Source organism: Aeromonas sp. R2-2 (assembly GCF_040908355.1).
In the GTDB taxonomy this organism is placed as follows: Bacteria; Pseudomonadota; Gammaproteobacteria; order Enterobacterales; family Aeromonadaceae; genus Aeromonas; species Aeromonas veronii.
The window spans coordinates 1-14,475 of the sequence record NZ_JBFODQ010000054.1 but is presented as its reverse complement, the minus strand read 5'-3'; the positions used below and the strand labels follow the sequence as shown (position 1 = coordinate 14,475).

The following is a 14,475-nucleotide window of genomic DNA, read 5'->3' as shown; positions in this document are numbered from 1 at the left end:
GGCTTGGTTTTGTCCTGACTGCGGCCGCCATTATCGCCACCCAGAGCCGCGGCGGTTTGCTTGGCGTGTGTGCGGTCAGCGGCCTGTTTGCCTGGCAGCGGGTGAAGTCGAAAACCCTGTTGATCTCGATGGGGATGGTCGCGCTGGTGGTGCTGTTTGCCGCCGCCGGGATCAGCGACCGGGCATCTGGCGGCGCAGCCGAGAGCGGGGTCGATGCCTCGGCCATGGGGCGGATCTACGCCTGGCAAGCGGCCTGGGGCATGGCGTTGGGCCATCCGCTGGTGGGGGTGGGCTTGTCCAATTTCTATTACAACTACTTCTTCTACAGCCCCCATTGGGATGGACTCAATCATGCGGTGCACTCCACCTGGTTCGGGGTGCTGGCTGAAACCGGTTTTGTCGGGCTGGCGCTGTTTATCGGCATGGTGACGGTGACCCTGCGCAGTTGCTGGCGTTGCCAGCTTGCTGGCATGCCTCCTGCAGTGATCACGGCGATGCAGGGGGTGATGGCCAGCATGGTGGGGTTTGTGATTTCGGGATCCTTCCTGACCCAGGGCTTTACCTGGCCCATCTATCTGGAATTGGCGCTGGCCGTCGCCGCCATCAAGTACGTGCAGCAGGCGGCCACAGAGGTGCAGGCCACCTCTGAGGATCATCAGGAGGCAACCCGGTTGCCGGCAGTGCCACCAAAGGGAGCAAGAGGATGACCGCAACCCCTGTTTTGCTGGTTCACTACGGAGAGGACTGGATCCGCGGCAGCGAACGCTGCCTGCTGGATCTGCTGGCCCACCTCGATCGCAGCCGCTTTACGCCGTTGCTCTGGTGCAATAGCCCGACGCTGGCGGCAGAGGTGGCCACCCTCGGGGTAGAAACCATGGTCGAGCCGTTCAGCCTGCTGCTGGGATGGCAGGCGCCCCGTTTTGATCTTGCGGCCCATCGGCGCCTCTCCCGGCGAGCCAGAGAGCTCATCACCGAACGGCAGATTGGGCTGGTGCACGCCAATAGCGCGGCTCCTTGTCAGTGGCTGGCGGGGGTCTGTCGGGCGTTGCAGGTACCGCTGGTGTGCCACCTCCATGCCCGTTATCAGCCCAGAGACAGATTCAGCTTGCGGGTCCATCGGGCAAGTGTGCTGATCGGGGTGAGCGAGCCGGTGTTGACCGGTTGGCGCCAGGATGGCTGCGCGGCCGATCGGTTGATCCGGGTACCCAACGGGGTCGATGCCGCTCGCCTGAATGGCGGTGCTCACTGGCCGGTCGTCGGCATGCTGGGCTTGCCACCGGGGGATATGATCATCGCCACCGTTGGCTCATTGATCAAACGCAAGGGGATTGATCTGCTGATCCGCTCGCTGGCTGCCCTGATGGCATCGGGGGAGGAAGCCCAGTTGCTGATCATTGGCAGCGGCCCGGAGCGGGAAGCATTGATGGCGTTGGCTGTCGAACTCGGGGTGGCCGAGCGGGTCCACTTTCTCGGCGAGCGACCAGACAGTGCGGCTATCTTGCGAGGCGGGGTGGATCTGCTGGTCTCCGGAGCCCGTGAGGAGGTGTTTGGTCTGACGTTGGCGGAGGCGGGCATGTTGGGGCTCCCGGTCAGTGCCTATCGGGTGGGCGGCATCCCCGAAGTGGTGGAGGAGGGGGTGACCGGCTTGCTGGCAACCCCGGGGGATTGGGCCGAGATGGCTGATCACTGGCGGCAATTGAGCAATCCGCAGCGCCGATGTGAAATGGGGCGGGCCGCTAAGTTGCGTGCCGCACAGTTGTTCACGGTGGCGCGCTACGTTGACGGGGTCACGGCGGTTTGGGACGCCGCGCTGGCTGGTCGTTGGCACGCAACGGCCCCCACACCCTTCCGACCACTCATTCATTGGGCGGGGCAACGACTCCTTGCCAGAGGTCGCAATATGCTGGCGAGTGGGATGGCAAAAGTGGCGCAAAAAGTGCAACTGGGGTTTGGCCGCCGCAAGGTGCCAGAGTAAGGGAGCAGCAAGATGAGCATGCAAACTGAGCCGGTGTTCGGAAAGGTCATCGTCGTGGATCCCATCCCGTTTCGCGGTGGCTCCAAGGTTGCGACCGAAGTGCTGCTCGATGAGTTGGCCAAACGGATGCCCGGGCTCACATGCCATGTGTTGACCCAGGATCCCGACTCCTGGTCCCGTTGCCAGCATCATCCTCTTTGGCTGCCCCACATATTGAAGGGGCGGGAGTCCGGCATCGGTTATCTGCTCAAACAGGGGTGGCAGACCCTGCTCATCCTCTGGCTGGTGTTGCGTTTGGGGGAGGTGAAGTGCCTGGTGGCGGCGTCAGGGCCGGGGGTGGATCTCTGCTGTTACTGGGCGGCCCGCTGGTTGCGGTGCCGGGTGGTTCAGCTGATCCATGGCCCTGTGGGGTGCTCGGGCCTCTCAGCCAGAGCCTTGCAACGGGCGAATTTTGTCTTTTATCTCGAATCAACTCGCAGCTCCCTGGCGGCGTTGCTGGCCCGGCTTGGCGAGACCGAGTTCCCGTCACACTGGCAGCCATTTACCAACGGTTTGAGCGAGATTGATTGGCCCAAAGCGACCCTGGGGGGGCACCGCATTTTGTGGGCGGCCTCGTTGCTGCGCTGGAAAGGGCTGGAGACGATGCTTGCCGCCCATCAGATGATCCCTGATGCTCGCCCCGAGCTGATGGTGTGCTATCTGCAGCCCAAGGGCACGCTGCAGCCCTGCAGCCAGCCTCAGCCACAGCTGCCAGACACGCACTGGTATGCCAACCCCGCCAATCTTGACGAGATCCGATCTCAATGCGGCATTTTTGTCTCCACCAGTCATCAGGAACCCTTTGGTCTCTCCATTCTGGAGGCCATGGCGGCAGGATTATGCGTAGTGATCCCGGCCGATGGCGCCTGGTGGGATCGACACCTCACCGATGACGTGAATTGCCGCAAATATCAGCCAAACAATCCCGGCGATCTGGCGCGGGTGCTGGCCAGCCTCAATGCCATGCCCGACGAGGTCAAGCGACTTGGCCATCATGCCCGCCTGCATGCCATGGCCCATTACAACGCGGCGGATACCTACCAAAGCACACTGGATCAGTGGGAAGGTATGTTGCGATGGGATGCGTTGAGCCTTGCCGTGCATGGTTAGCGCGCAGTGGTTCCCCATGGGGAGGATGGTGGCGTATGAGGGACTTATGGGCAGACTGGTTGCGGGAGGCTGGGTGACTCCGCCACTCTGATGCAGTTACGGCCGGATGATTTGGCGGTGTAGAGCGCAGCATCAGCCAGTTTTACCAGTTCAGACGGCTGCCAGTGACTCGATGGTCTGAGGCAGGCAACACCCATGCTAACGGTCACCAGACCGGTGGTATTTTGTGCGTGTGGCTGCGCGAGTGCAAAAATCAGCCGCTGGATATGTTGGGCAATTTCATAGGCGGATTGACGCTCGACATGTGGCAGCAGGATGACAAATTCCTCTCCGCCGTAGCGAGCCACCAACTCCCCCGAGCGGCGCCCGGATTGCGCCAGGGTATGGGCCAGCAATCGAAGGCACTCGTCACCGGCAACGTGGCCATAGAGGTCGTTGAACTGCTTGAAATGATCGATGTCGAGCATGATGAGCGCAATCGGCATCTCTGTCTGAATACAGCGCTCCCAGGCCTGGTTCAATGAGTTGTCGAACAGACGACGGTTGCCGATGTTGGTGAGCCCGTCGGTATTGCTGAGCGCTTCCAGTTTCCGGTTCGCTTCCGCCAGCTCCTTGGTTCTGAGCTCGATAATGAGCTCCAGCTCATGTTGGCGCTCCTCCAGACTGGTCATCGGGTAAATTTCGCTTTCCCGAGCCGCACTGTAAGGGATGGAGATACTGCTGTGAGCAATTTTCCACGCCATGGCTTCGTGTCGAAAAATCAATACCAACCTGGCGGTTCTGCGGGAGAGGATAGGTTCTGATTTCGGTAGATGGATATGGAAGAAGGCGGTGACCGCCACCACATCAGCGGCCAGATCTTGCAGGGTTACATCGAGTATTTCCAAGCGGATCCTGCCCGGGATCTGGGCAAAATCGCGGCGGGTTATCCGGATCCACTCATCTTTATCGGTAACCAGAACATCACTGCTGCCGGCAAAACCGCTGAAATTGTCGCTAAACCGCGTGGTGAGCCGATCATCCCGTGATGAATACAGCTCGATGTACTCATCAAACAGTGAGCGGATCAACTGTTCCCGTTCAGTGGTCATTGCGCTGGGTCCATGTGAAGTGGTCACGTTTTTCAAACGTTCGATTGAACTATAGTCAATTATGTCATTTTAATTGGCTATCTATCTTGATTTTTCTCGTTTTTTTGTTCAATTCCCGCACTTGGCAAGTGTCCGTAGGGCCAGCCAGAAACAAGGCTCTATGGCGTTGTTATCAGAGGCAGTCAGGGGGAGGCTTCTCTCTGCAACTGCGGCCGCTGCGTGCTGCATTTCAAGAGGTGAGCCGGGCGGTCAACGAGTTCGAGTTCGATCAGGCAAGGTAGTGGCTGGAGCCACTGCTCGGCTGATGATTAACACGCTTATCGTTTGTCATGTTTATCGTCATCCAAACTCATTTTTTGGGGTTGCCATTGAACAAGAATAATTATCATCTATATCGATGGGAATGGATATTTGCGCTCTGGTTAATTACGCAGGGTGACGTGAAGGTAAATAGTGTGAAGGTGGGCGGTAACATCTGTAACCGGATGAGCTAATGCATCGCGAGTTAAATATGATGTCTATGTTGCAGACAGTCTTCCACCTTGCCTTTTCTCTTACCATTAATTTGAATGCAGATTCACGATGATGCGTAAACATATCCGTGATCGCGATATTTTACTCACCAGCATCCAAGACAATAAAGAGTGGGGGAGGTCATACTGATATGCATACCTCGGCGGCATCTTTTCACTAAGCGGTGTTAAACATCAGGGAGGCCAAGCGGGGTTGTACTGTGTGGGTTAGCAGAAGCAATCATCGCCGTCCAATGCAGGCTAAATGCAAACTGAAACCAAACGACATGCAGGTAAACTGTGCCGTGCAGGCCGTGCTTGCTACTGGTGGTAGCTGGCCATGAGACCGTTCTGGTGTGGGGAGGCAAGTCAGGAGGTTGTCCCGTGGATGACTGTATGGAATATGCAATGGAATGAGTAAAGATATATTCAATGGATCATTTATTGGTGGGCATCAGTATTGTGAAAGGAGCGGTATAGCCAAGATTTCAATCATGTTAATTTGGCTCACAGTGAAAGAGAGGATATGCGGTGATTAATTATTTAATATCCAATTAAGTTCATAAAATTTACGGAGTTGCCAAATATCTCTTTGGGGGTAATTAATTTCATTTGTGATGTGGCTCGCTATGAAAATAGGGGGAAGCCGGTCGAAATTGATAGAGATCAATACTGCAGGGTGGGTGAGTCCTTAGCATTTCCGCTATTAAGCATTTATCAAACAAGTGCTCACTACGGGAATAAGTAGAATGGTCGAGGATAATTTTTTATCGGCTCATGGGATTAATCGCCGTGATTTTATGAAATTGTGTGCCGGGATGGCCGCAACCCTGGGATTAAGTCAGCATGCCGTCGCCAAGATGGCCACCGCGCTTACCAGCCCCGAGCGGCCGCCGGTGATCTGGATTGGGGCGCAGGAGTGCACCGGTTGTACCGAATCGCTGCTGCGCGCCACGCACCCCACCATCGAGAACCTGATCCTCAATACCATTTCGCTGGAGTACCACGAGGTGCTCTCGGCGGCCTTTGGTCATCAGGCTGAAGAGAACAAGCACAACGCCATCAAGCGTTATAAAGGCAAGTATGTGCTGGTGGTGGATGGCTCCATTCCGCTCAAAGATGGTGGCGTCTATTGCATGGTGGCCGGTGAGCCCATCGTCGATCATATTCGCCGTGCCGCCGCCGATGCGGCTGCGGTCATTGCCATCGGCTCCTGTGCTGCCTGGGGCGGTGTGCCTGCCAGCGGCGGCAACCCGACCGGTGCCGTCAGCCTCGAAGAGGCCCTCGGCAATATAGGCACTCCCATCATCAATATCCCGGGTTGCCCGCCCAATCCCCACAACTTCCTCACCACGGTTGCCTACTACATCACCTACGGCAAGCTGCCTGCGCTCGATGCCAAGAAGCGTCCGCTGTTTGCCTATGAGCGGCTGATCCACGAGAACTGCGAGCGTCGTCCGCACTTCGACGCAGGGCGTTTTGCCAAGGAGTTTGGCGATGAGGGCCACCGTCAGGGCTGGTGCCTCTACCATCTGGGCTGCAAGGGGCCGGAAACCTACGGCAACTGCTCGACCCTGGATTTCTGCGATGTGGGCGGCGGCATCTGGCCGGTCGGCATCGGCCACCCCTGTTATGGCTGCAACGAGCATGGGGTCGGTTTTAGCAAGGGGATCTTCCAGCTCGCCAAGGTCGAGAACCCGACCCCGCGGGTGGATAAACCCGATGTGAAAATCCAGGAGGGGGGCTATACCTCGCCCACCGCGACTGGCCTGATCGGTGGCGCCCTCGGGGTGCTGGTGGGTGTGAGTCTGATGACGGTGCGTGAACTCGGTCGCCAGCAGAAGCGCCACGAAGCCGGGCAGCACCCATCACGGGAGGAGTAACCGTGAACAGACGCAACTTCCTCAAATTTGCCTCCGTCGGTGCACTGGCGGCGGGCACAGCCGTACCCGGCACCGCACTGGCAGCGGCCAAGAACAAGCCGCCCATTCCCAGCGCGCTCGGCATGTTGTATGACTCCACCCTCTGCGTTGGCTGTCAGGCCTGTGTAGCGGAGTGTCAGCGCCTCAACGGCAACCCGGCCAATCCAGCCGGGGCGCAAACCTGGTCCAACAACGACAAGCTGACCCCCTACACCAACAACATCATTCAGGTGTGGAAGAGCGGCACTGGCGAGCACAAGGATCAGCTGGTGGATGGCTACGCCTACATCAAGAAGCAGTGCATGCACTGTGTCGATCCCAACTGCGTCTCTGTCTGTCCGGTGCAGGCTCTTAAAAAAGATCCCAAGACCGGCATCGTTCACTACGACCCGAGCGTCTGCACCGGCTGTCGCTACTGCATGGTGGGTTGCCCGTTCGATGTGCCCAAATATGACTATGACAACCCGCTGGGGGCGATCCACAAGTGCGAGCTCTGCAACCAGAAGGGGCTTGAGCGGATCGATCAGGGGAAATTGCCCGGGTGTGTCGAGGTGTGCCCCACCGGCGCCGTCATTTTCGGTACCCGCGAGGAGCTGATGGCCGAGGCCAAGCGCCGCCTGCTGGCGACCCCTGGCAGTGAATATGCCTATCCGCGCCAGACCCTCTCTGCCAACGACCCTTACCTGCACGAAGTGCCCAACTACCAGCCTTACGTCTATGGCGAGAAGGAGGGGGGCGGTACCCAGGTGCTGGTGCTGGCCGGGGTGCCCTATACCAAGCTCGATATGCCCGATCTGCCGGAGCTCTCCTCCGGTGCCCGCTCCGAGCATATCCAGCACACCCTCTACAAGGGGATGGTGCTGCCCATGGTGGTGCTGACCGGCCTTTCGGTGCTCATTCGCCGCAACACCAAGAATGGTCACGATCACCATCACGATGATGGTCATGATCAGGGTAGTACGCAGATCAAGGATCAGGGCACCACAAAGGGAGGCAAGGATCATGAGTAATCACAAGGCGTATCCCCTCGGTGGCAAGCTGGTCAGCTGGCCTGTACTGGTGCTGGCCCCCTTTGCCGTGCTGTGCGGCATGTTGATTTTAAAACGCCTCGTCTTCGGGCTGGGCTCGGTCACCGATCTGAATGGCGGCTACCCCTGGGGGCTCTGGATCTCGTTTGATCTCTTGATCGGTACCGGTTTCGCCTGTGGCGGCTGGGCGCTGGCCTGGGCTGTCTATGTGTTCAACCGGGGCGAGTATCACCCGCTGGTGCGACCGGCCCTGTTGGCGAGCCTGTTTGGCTACTCGCTGGGCGGCCTCTCCATCACCATCGACGTGGGGCGTTACTGGAACCTGCCGTACTTCTACCTGCCCGGTCACTTCAACACCTCCTCGGTGCTGTTCGAGACGGCGGTCTGCATGACCATCTATATCGGGGTGATGGCGCTGGAGTTTGCGCCGGTATTGCTGGAGAAGTTCGGCTGGAAGGCGTCACTCATTCGCCTCAACAAGATCATGTTCTTCGTGCTGGCGCTGGGGGCTCTGCTGCCCACCATGCACCAATCCTCTATGGGCTCGTTGATGATAGTGGCGGGGGAGAAGATCCATCCGCTCTGGCAAAGCTACGAGTTGCTGCCGGTCTTTTCGCTTCTGACCGCCTTCATCATGGGTTTTTCCATCGTGGTGTTTGAAGGCTCCTTGGTGCAGGCGGGATTGGCGGGGCGGGGCCCCAACGAGAAGTCGCTCTTCTACAAACTGACCCAGGTGATCGATATCTTCCTGATCCTGTTTGTGGCGCTGCGCTTTGCCGAGATCGTCATCCACGACAAGTCGGAGTATCTCTCCGAGTTCAATCGCTTCTCCATCATGTTCTGGAGCGAGATCGCGCTGATGATCTTCCCGCTGCTGGTGTTCCACTGGGACAAGAGCCGCCGGGATTCGCGCATGTTGTTCCTGGGGGCCCTCAGCATGCTGCTGGGCGCCGCCCTCTGGCGACTGGATTACTCCCTGCTCGCCTTCAACCCCGGCAATGGCTACCACTACTTCCCCTCCGCGGAGGAGGTGCTGATCTCTCTGGGCTTTGTTGCCATCGAGGTGTGTGCCTATTTGCTGTTGATCCGGCTGCTGCCGGTACTGCCATCACTTGAACGTGTTCACCAAGATTATCAGGCCCGAGGGAAAGCCAACGTATGAGCCAACGTATCACCATAGATCCCATCACCCGCATTGAGGGGCACCTGCGTATCGACTGCGAAATCGAAGGCGGCAAAGTGACCAAAGCTTGGTCGTCCGGCACCATGTGGCGCGGGATGGAGGAGATCGTCAAGGGCAACGACCCGCGCGATGCCTGGATGATAGTGCAGCGCATCTGCGGGGTATGTACCTCCATCCACGCCATCGCCTCGGTGCGGGCGGTGGAGAATGCCATCGGCGCCAAGGTGCCGGTCAACGCCCAGTTTATCCGCAACCTCATCATCGCGGCCCACAACATCCACGATCACATCGTCCACTTCTACCAGCTTTCAGCGCTGGACTGGGTGGACATCACCGCGGCCCTTGAGGCCAATCCGCAAAAAGCGGCGGACATGCTCAAGGGGGTATCGACCTGGTCCCTCAACAGTGCCGATGAACTGACCAAGGTGCAGGACAAGATCCGTGCGCTGGTAGCGAGCGGCCAGCTCGGCATCTTTGCCAACGGTTACTGGGGTCACAAGGAGATGAAGCTGAGCCCGGAGGTAAACCTCATCGCCGTGGCCCACTACCTGCAGGCGCTGGAGTGCCAGCGCGATGCCAACCGCATTGTCGCCATCCTCGGTGGCAAGAGCCCGCACATCCAGAATCTGGCGGTGGGCGGCGTGGCCAACCCCATCAATCTGGATGCGCCGAGCGTGCTCAACCTAGAGCGGCTGCTCTACGTGAAGAGCTTTATCGACCGGCTCGGCGAGTTTATCGAGCAGGTCTACAAGGTGGATGCCGCCATCATCGCCGCGCACTACCCCGAGTGGCTTAATCTGGGGCAGGGGGCCAAGCACTACCTGAGCGTGCCGGAGCTCCCCACCGACGGTGACGGCGGCAGCTTCCTGATGCCGGGCGGCTACATCGAGAATGGCAATCTGGCCAGCTATCGCCCCATCGAGAGCCATCAGGATGGCTGGCTGATGGATGGCATCGCCGAGAGCAACAAGCACGCCTGGTACAAGGATGACGCCCCCCTCAAGCCGTGGGAGGGCAAGACCGAGCCCGACTACACCGGCTGGCAGGATGATGGCAAATACTCCTGGGTCAAATCCCCCACCTTCTACGGCAAGGTGGTGGAGGTGGGGCCGCTTGCCGACTTGCTGGTGAAACTCGCCGCCAAACACCCGGAGACGGTGGCGCACTTCGATCAGCTGAACGGCATCTACAAGGCGCTCACCGGTTCGGCCATCAAGACTGAGCAGCTGCACTCCACCATGGGCCGCATCATCGGTCGCGCGGTGCGCTGCTGCGTGCTCAAAGATACCCTGTCCCATCAGTGGAAGGCGCTGGTGGACAACATCGGCAAGGGGGATACCACCGCCTATATCAAGGCCGAGATCCCGGCGGACAAAGAGTTTCGCGGGGTGGGCTTTGAAGAGGCGCCGCGTGGCATGCTCTCCCACTGGATCGTCATCAAGGGCGGCAAGATCGAGAACTATCAGGCGGTGGTGCCATCGACCTGGAACTCGGGCCCGCGCAACTTCAATGACGAGCCCGGCCCCTACGAGCAGGCGCTGGTGGGCACCCCGGTGGCGGATCCCGCCAAACCGCTGGAGGTGGTGCGCACCATCCACTCGTTCGATCCCTGCATGTCCTGCGCGGTGCACGTGGTGGATACCCAGAATGGCGAAACAACTCAGGTGAAGGTGTTGTGATGAACATCCTGATCTTGGGCGTCGGCAACCTGCTCTTGAGCGATGAGGCGGTAGGGGTTCGCATCGTCGAGGCGCTGGGGCGCAACTACCGTTTCGCCCCCGGCATCGAGCTGCTCGACGGCGGTACCGCCGGCATGGAATTGCTCGAAGCGATGGCCAGTCGCGATCACATCATTCTGGTGGATGCGGTGCGCAGCGGTAATCCGCCGGGCACAGTGGTGACCCTGAAAGATGAGGAGATCCCGACCCTGTTTGGCCGCAAGATCTCCCCCCATCAGCTGGGGTTGGCGGACGTGCTCTCGGCGCTGCACATGACGGGGGAGTCGCCAAAGAGGCTCACCCTGATCGGGGTCGAGCCCGAATCCCTCGAGCCCCGCATCGGCCTCACCCCCGTGGTGGTGGCTGCCATGGGGGAGGCGACGGATCGGATTTTGACCCTGCTGGCCGCCGTTGGCGCGCCCGCCATTGCGCTCTCTGAGCAGGAGAAAGCCGAACAAGCACGGGAGGGCCTATGGCGCAGTCCCATTTAAGCGAGGCTGAGAGAGTGCTGGAGATAGTACCGGAGACAGCGCAGGAGTTTGCCGGTTTTGCCAGCGATCCCGCGCCTTTACTGGTAGCCCAGTACGAGCGGATCGCTCGCGAAGAGATGCAGGCGTTGCCCTTCTATCACGCCACCATGCCCATTGTGGCCGAGTGCACGTTGTTTGAAGGCCAGTGGCTCGGCTGCGTGCTTACCCCCTGGATGTTGAGCGTGGTGGTGCTGCCGGGGCCGGATCAGCTTTGGCCGGTGCGCAGCAGCAGCGATCGACTCGCCCTGCAGCTCCCCTGCGGCAACATGACCTTTATGGTGGGTGAATTGCCCGAAAGTGGTCAGTTGCTGGCCTGCTCGCTCATGTCCCCCATCGACCCGCATCTGGGGGCCGACGAGGGGCGGGCGCTGGTGAGCAGTACCCTCAAGATGCTGCTCTCCTTGCCGGTGCAGCAAGGGGCTGGCGGTGTGGATCTGGGTCGCAGACGGCTATTTGGTGCCCGGCGCGGTCAACCGGCATAGTCGCTAGGTTTCACGCGAAATCAAGTTTAGAATAGGGGGCCATTTTGGCCCCTCACTTGCATTCTCTAACACGCATTCCACCTCTTTTTTGAGTGATAACGCGTGAGTGGTACAAAACAAGAAGGATCCCCATGACTGTTCCAAGCAATTCCCTTCGCCATTACTGTGGCACCAGTGCTGCCGCCCTGTTGACCCTGCTGCTGGGCACTGCCTCTCACGCGGCGCTGGCCGCTGCCCAACCTGTGCCTGCCGAGCTCAAGCTCGCCATCGGTGCCGAACCCACCGAAGGGTTTGACCCTCTGCTTGGCTGGAGTCACGGCAGCTACCTGCTGCTGCACAGCCCGCTGCTCAAACAGATTGCTGGCGATAGTGCCGATCTCAGCTGGCAGAATGTGCTCACCCAATCGGTGACCCCGAGCAAGGATGGCAAAGGGTGGCTCATTACCCTCAAGCCTGACCTGAAATTCTCCAACGGCGCGCCACTCACCGCCGAGGATGTGGCCTTTACCTACAACAGCGCAGCCAAGGGTGGCGGCAAGATCGACATGGGCAACTTTGTCTCGGCCAAGGTGCTCTCACCCACCGAAGTTGCCATCACCCTGAGTGCCCCCCAGAGCACCTTCGTCAACGTGCTGGGATCTTTGGGGATAGTGTCGAAGCAGGATTACGACGCAAAAGCATATGCCCAAAAGCCGGTCGGTGCCGGCCCTTACCGGCTGGTGAGCTTCCTGCCCGGCCAGCAACTGGTGGTGGAGGCGAACCCCTATTACGCTGGCGGCAACAATGACTTCAAACGGCTGGTGTTTGTCTTTATCGACGAAGAGAGCGCCTATGCCGCCGCCCAGAGCAGCCAGCTTGATGTGGTGCGCATCGCCCCGTCGCTGGCGCCAACCGTGCCTGCTTCCCTCAAGCTGTGGGTGCGGCCGAGTGTCGAGAACCGCGGTATCGTCTTCCCCATTCCGCCTGCTGGCGGCAAGGATGCCAAGGGTTATCCCATCGGCAACAACGTGACCTCGGACGTGGCGGTGCGCCGCGCCATCAACTACGCCATTGACCGCAAGTTGCTGGCCGACCAGCTGCTGGAAGGACATGCCATCCCCGCCTACAGCGCGGTAGAAGGCCTGCCTTGGTTAAATAAAGCCACCGCCTTCAAGGATGGGGATGCGGCTCACGCCAACGCCCTGCTCGACGAGGCGGGTTGGAAGATGGGCAGTGACGGCATTCGCCACAAGGGCAATCTGCGCGCCGCCTTTACCCTCTGGTACACCAGTGGCGACAGCACCCGCCGGGATTTGGCGGAAGCGGTACGGGCCATGCTCAAGCCCATCGGTCTTGAGGTGAGCCTCAAGTCCGGCAGCTGGGAGCAGGTGGAGCGGGAGATGCACGCCAATCCGGTGCTGATGGGGTGGGGGAGTCTGGATCCCATGGAGCTCTATCACCACTACCAGAGCGGTTCGGGCGGGGTAGAGTTCTACAACCCGGGCTACTACAGCAACCCTGTGGTGGATGGCCACCTCAAGCAGGCGTTGGATGCCCCGAACTGGCAGGCGGCGGTGCCGTTCTGGCAACAGGTGGAGTGGGATGGCAAGAGCGGCGCCGGAGTGCAGGGAGATGCCGCCTGGGCCTGGCTGCTCAATGTGCAGCACACCTATCTCGCCAACCGTTGCATCGACCTTGGCAAGGGGGCGCCGGAAATCCACGGTAGCTGGTCCCTGCTCAACAACCTGCAGGATTGGCGGTGGACGTGCCGTTAAGTTCGCCCTTGAGTCACTCCGGTTATCTGTTGCTAAAAGCCCTGCTGCGTCTGGCAGGGCTGTTATGTCTGGTCTCGGTCGCCACCTTTGTGCTGCTGAGTTACTCCCCCATCGACCCCATCAAGGCCTATATCGGCAACGATCTGCTCCATGTGCCGCCGGAGCAGTACGCCCGCATCGCCGCTCGCTGGGGGCTGGATCAGCCGCTCTGGCTGCGTTACTGGCACTGGTTTACCCAGGTGCTGCGGGGGGATCTCGGTTACTCCATGCTCTACAACGCACCGGTGGGTGAGGTCATAGGCCAACGCTTTGCTGCCTCCTTCCTGCTGCTGGCGGGTGCCTGGCTGCTCTCCGGCTTTTTCGGCATTGTGCTGGGCCTCTGCGCCGGTCGCTATCTCAACCGCTGGCCCGATCGCCTTATTTGCCGTTTTGCCTACCTGCTTGCCTCTCTGCCCACCTTCTGGGTCGGCCTGTTGCTGCTGGCGCTGTTTGCGGTGCACTGGCCGCTACTGCCAGTCTGCTGCGCCTGGACGCCGGGACTGGCTGCCGATGAGGCAGATTGGGTCATGCGGTTGCGTCATCTGCTGCTGCCGGTGATCACGCTCGCCCTGCTCGGGCTGGGTAATATTGCCCTGCATACCCGGGCGCGGGTGGCCGAGGTGCTGGAGAGTGACTTTATCCGCTACGCCCGCGCTCAGGGGGATGGTGGCTGGCCCATGCTGCGTTTTCATGTGCTGCGCCATGCCCTGACCCCGGCGCTCTGCCTGCAGTTTGCCTCCCTCGGCGAACTGATTGGCGGATCGCTCTTGGCAGAGAAGGTCTTCTCCTATCCGGGGCTCGGCCAGGCCACCGTGGATGCGGGGCTGCGGGGGGATATCCCCCTGCTGATGGGAATCGTGCTCTTTTGCACCCTGCTGGTCTTTATTGGCAATACGGTGGCCAGTTTGCTGCTGGCCCGCATCAATCGGGGCTGGGAGGGCGAGCATGCTGTTTAATCCGCTTCCCTCGATACTGCGGCTGGTTTTTGCCCTGCTCGGATTGGCGCTGCTGGCCACTTACGGCTGGAGCCTCTCTCATCAGGATGTGCCGATGGATCTGCTGGCGCGCCAGCAGCCCCCCTCGCTGGCCCAC

At 59.9% G+C, this 14,475-nt stretch carries 12 protein-coding genes and 1 pseudogene; 12 read left to right on the top strand and 1 reads right to left on the bottom strand.

Annotated elements, in window-relative coordinates:
- The 3 genes from AB5Z09_RS10115 to AB5Z09_RS10105 all read left to right on the top strand — a co-directional run.
- Positions 1–707 (top strand): O-antigen ligase family protein (locus AB5Z09_RS10115; protein WP_368195220.1); only part of this gene is annotated, 707 nt, incomplete at its 5' end.
- A complete protein-coding gene (locus AB5Z09_RS10110) occupies positions 704–1,975 on the top strand; it encodes a glycosyltransferase family 4 protein (RefSeq protein ID WP_368195218.1) in 1,272 nt (423 codons plus the stop codon). The genes AB5Z09_RS10115 and AB5Z09_RS10110, both read left to right, overlap by 4 nt.
- Positions 1,976–1,987: 12 nt before the next feature.
- Positions 1,988–3,124 carry a glycosyltransferase family 4 protein gene (locus AB5Z09_RS10105; RefSeq protein WP_368195217.1) on the top strand — a complete coding sequence of 379 codons (1,137 nt, stop codon included), beginning with the start codon at positions 1,988–1,990 and terminating at the stop codon, positions 3,122–3,124.
- Positions 3,125–3,168: 44 nt separating this feature from the next.
- Here AB5Z09_RS10105 and AB5Z09_RS10100 read toward each other — a convergent pair whose 3' ends face one another.
- Positions 3,169–4,215 (bottom strand): diguanylate cyclase, encoded by a 1,047-nt coding sequence (locus AB5Z09_RS10100; RefSeq protein WP_368195216.1) that lies wholly within the window; start codon positions 4,213–4,215, stop codon positions 3,169–3,171.
- Positions 4,216–5,476: 1,261 nt separating this feature from the next.
- On the opposite strand from AB5Z09_RS10100, the gene hybO reads away from it, so the two are divergent.
- The 9 genes and pseudogenes from hybO to AB5Z09_RS10055 all read left to right on the top strand — a co-directional run.
- Complete coding sequence (hybO, locus tag AB5Z09_RS10095; protein WP_368195215.1) at positions 5,477–6,610, top strand: hydrogenase 2 small subunit; 1,134 nt, start codon at positions 5,477–5,479, stop codon at positions 6,608–6,610.
- Between the two features lie 2 nt (positions 6,611–6,612).
- The gene (hybA, locus tag AB5Z09_RS10090; protein WP_368195213.1) at positions 6,613–7,659 is read left to right on the top strand and encodes a hydrogenase 2 operon protein HybA; all 1,047 of its coding nucleotides are present in this window, start codon (positions 6,613–6,615) and stop codon (positions 7,657–7,659) included.
- Positions 7,652–8,839 carry a Ni/Fe-hydrogenase cytochrome b subunit gene (hybB, locus tag AB5Z09_RS10085; protein WP_021230238.1) on the top strand — a complete coding sequence of 396 codons (1,188 nt, stop codon included), beginning with the start codon at positions 7,652–7,654 and terminating at the stop codon, positions 8,837–8,839. Before hybA ends, hybB begins: the two co-directional genes overlap by 8 nt.
- Complete coding sequence (gene hybC, locus AB5Z09_RS10080; RefSeq protein ID WP_368195212.1) at positions 8,836–10,539, top strand: hydrogenase 2 large subunit; 1,704 nt, start codon at positions 8,836–8,838, stop codon at positions 10,537–10,539. The genes hybB and hybC overlap by 4 nt, the downstream gene beginning before the upstream one ends.
- Entirely contained in the window at positions 10,539–11,069 is a 531-nt protein-coding gene (locus tag AB5Z09_RS10075) for a HyaD/HybD family hydrogenase maturation endopeptidase (protein WP_368195210.1), read from the top strand. The genes hybC and AB5Z09_RS10075 overlap by 1 nt, the downstream gene beginning before the upstream one ends.
- Positions 11,051–11,590 (top strand): hydrogenase-2 assembly chaperone, encoded by a 540-nt coding sequence (gene hybE / locus AB5Z09_RS10070; RefSeq protein WP_368195209.1) that lies wholly within the window; start codon positions 11,051–11,053, stop codon positions 11,588–11,590. Before AB5Z09_RS10075 ends, hybE begins: the two co-directional genes overlap by 19 nt.
- Positions 11,591–11,721: 131 nt before the next feature.
- Positions 11,722–13,344, top strand: a complete 1,623-nt coding sequence (locus tag AB5Z09_RS10065) for an ABC transporter substrate-binding protein (RefSeq protein ID WP_368195208.1) — start codon at positions 11,722–11,724, stop codon at positions 13,342–13,344.
- Positions 13,329–14,339 carry an ABC transporter permease gene (locus tag AB5Z09_RS10060; protein ID WP_111900000.1) on the top strand — a complete coding sequence of 337 codons (1,011 nt, stop codon included), beginning with the start codon at positions 13,329–13,331 and terminating at the stop codon, positions 14,337–14,339. Before AB5Z09_RS10065 ends, AB5Z09_RS10060 begins: the two co-directional genes overlap by 16 nt.
- Positions 14,329–14,475: pseudogene (locus tag AB5Z09_RS10055) on the top strand (ABC transporter permease); the annotation flags it as partial. The gene AB5Z09_RS10060 and the pseudogene AB5Z09_RS10055, both read left to right, overlap by 11 nt.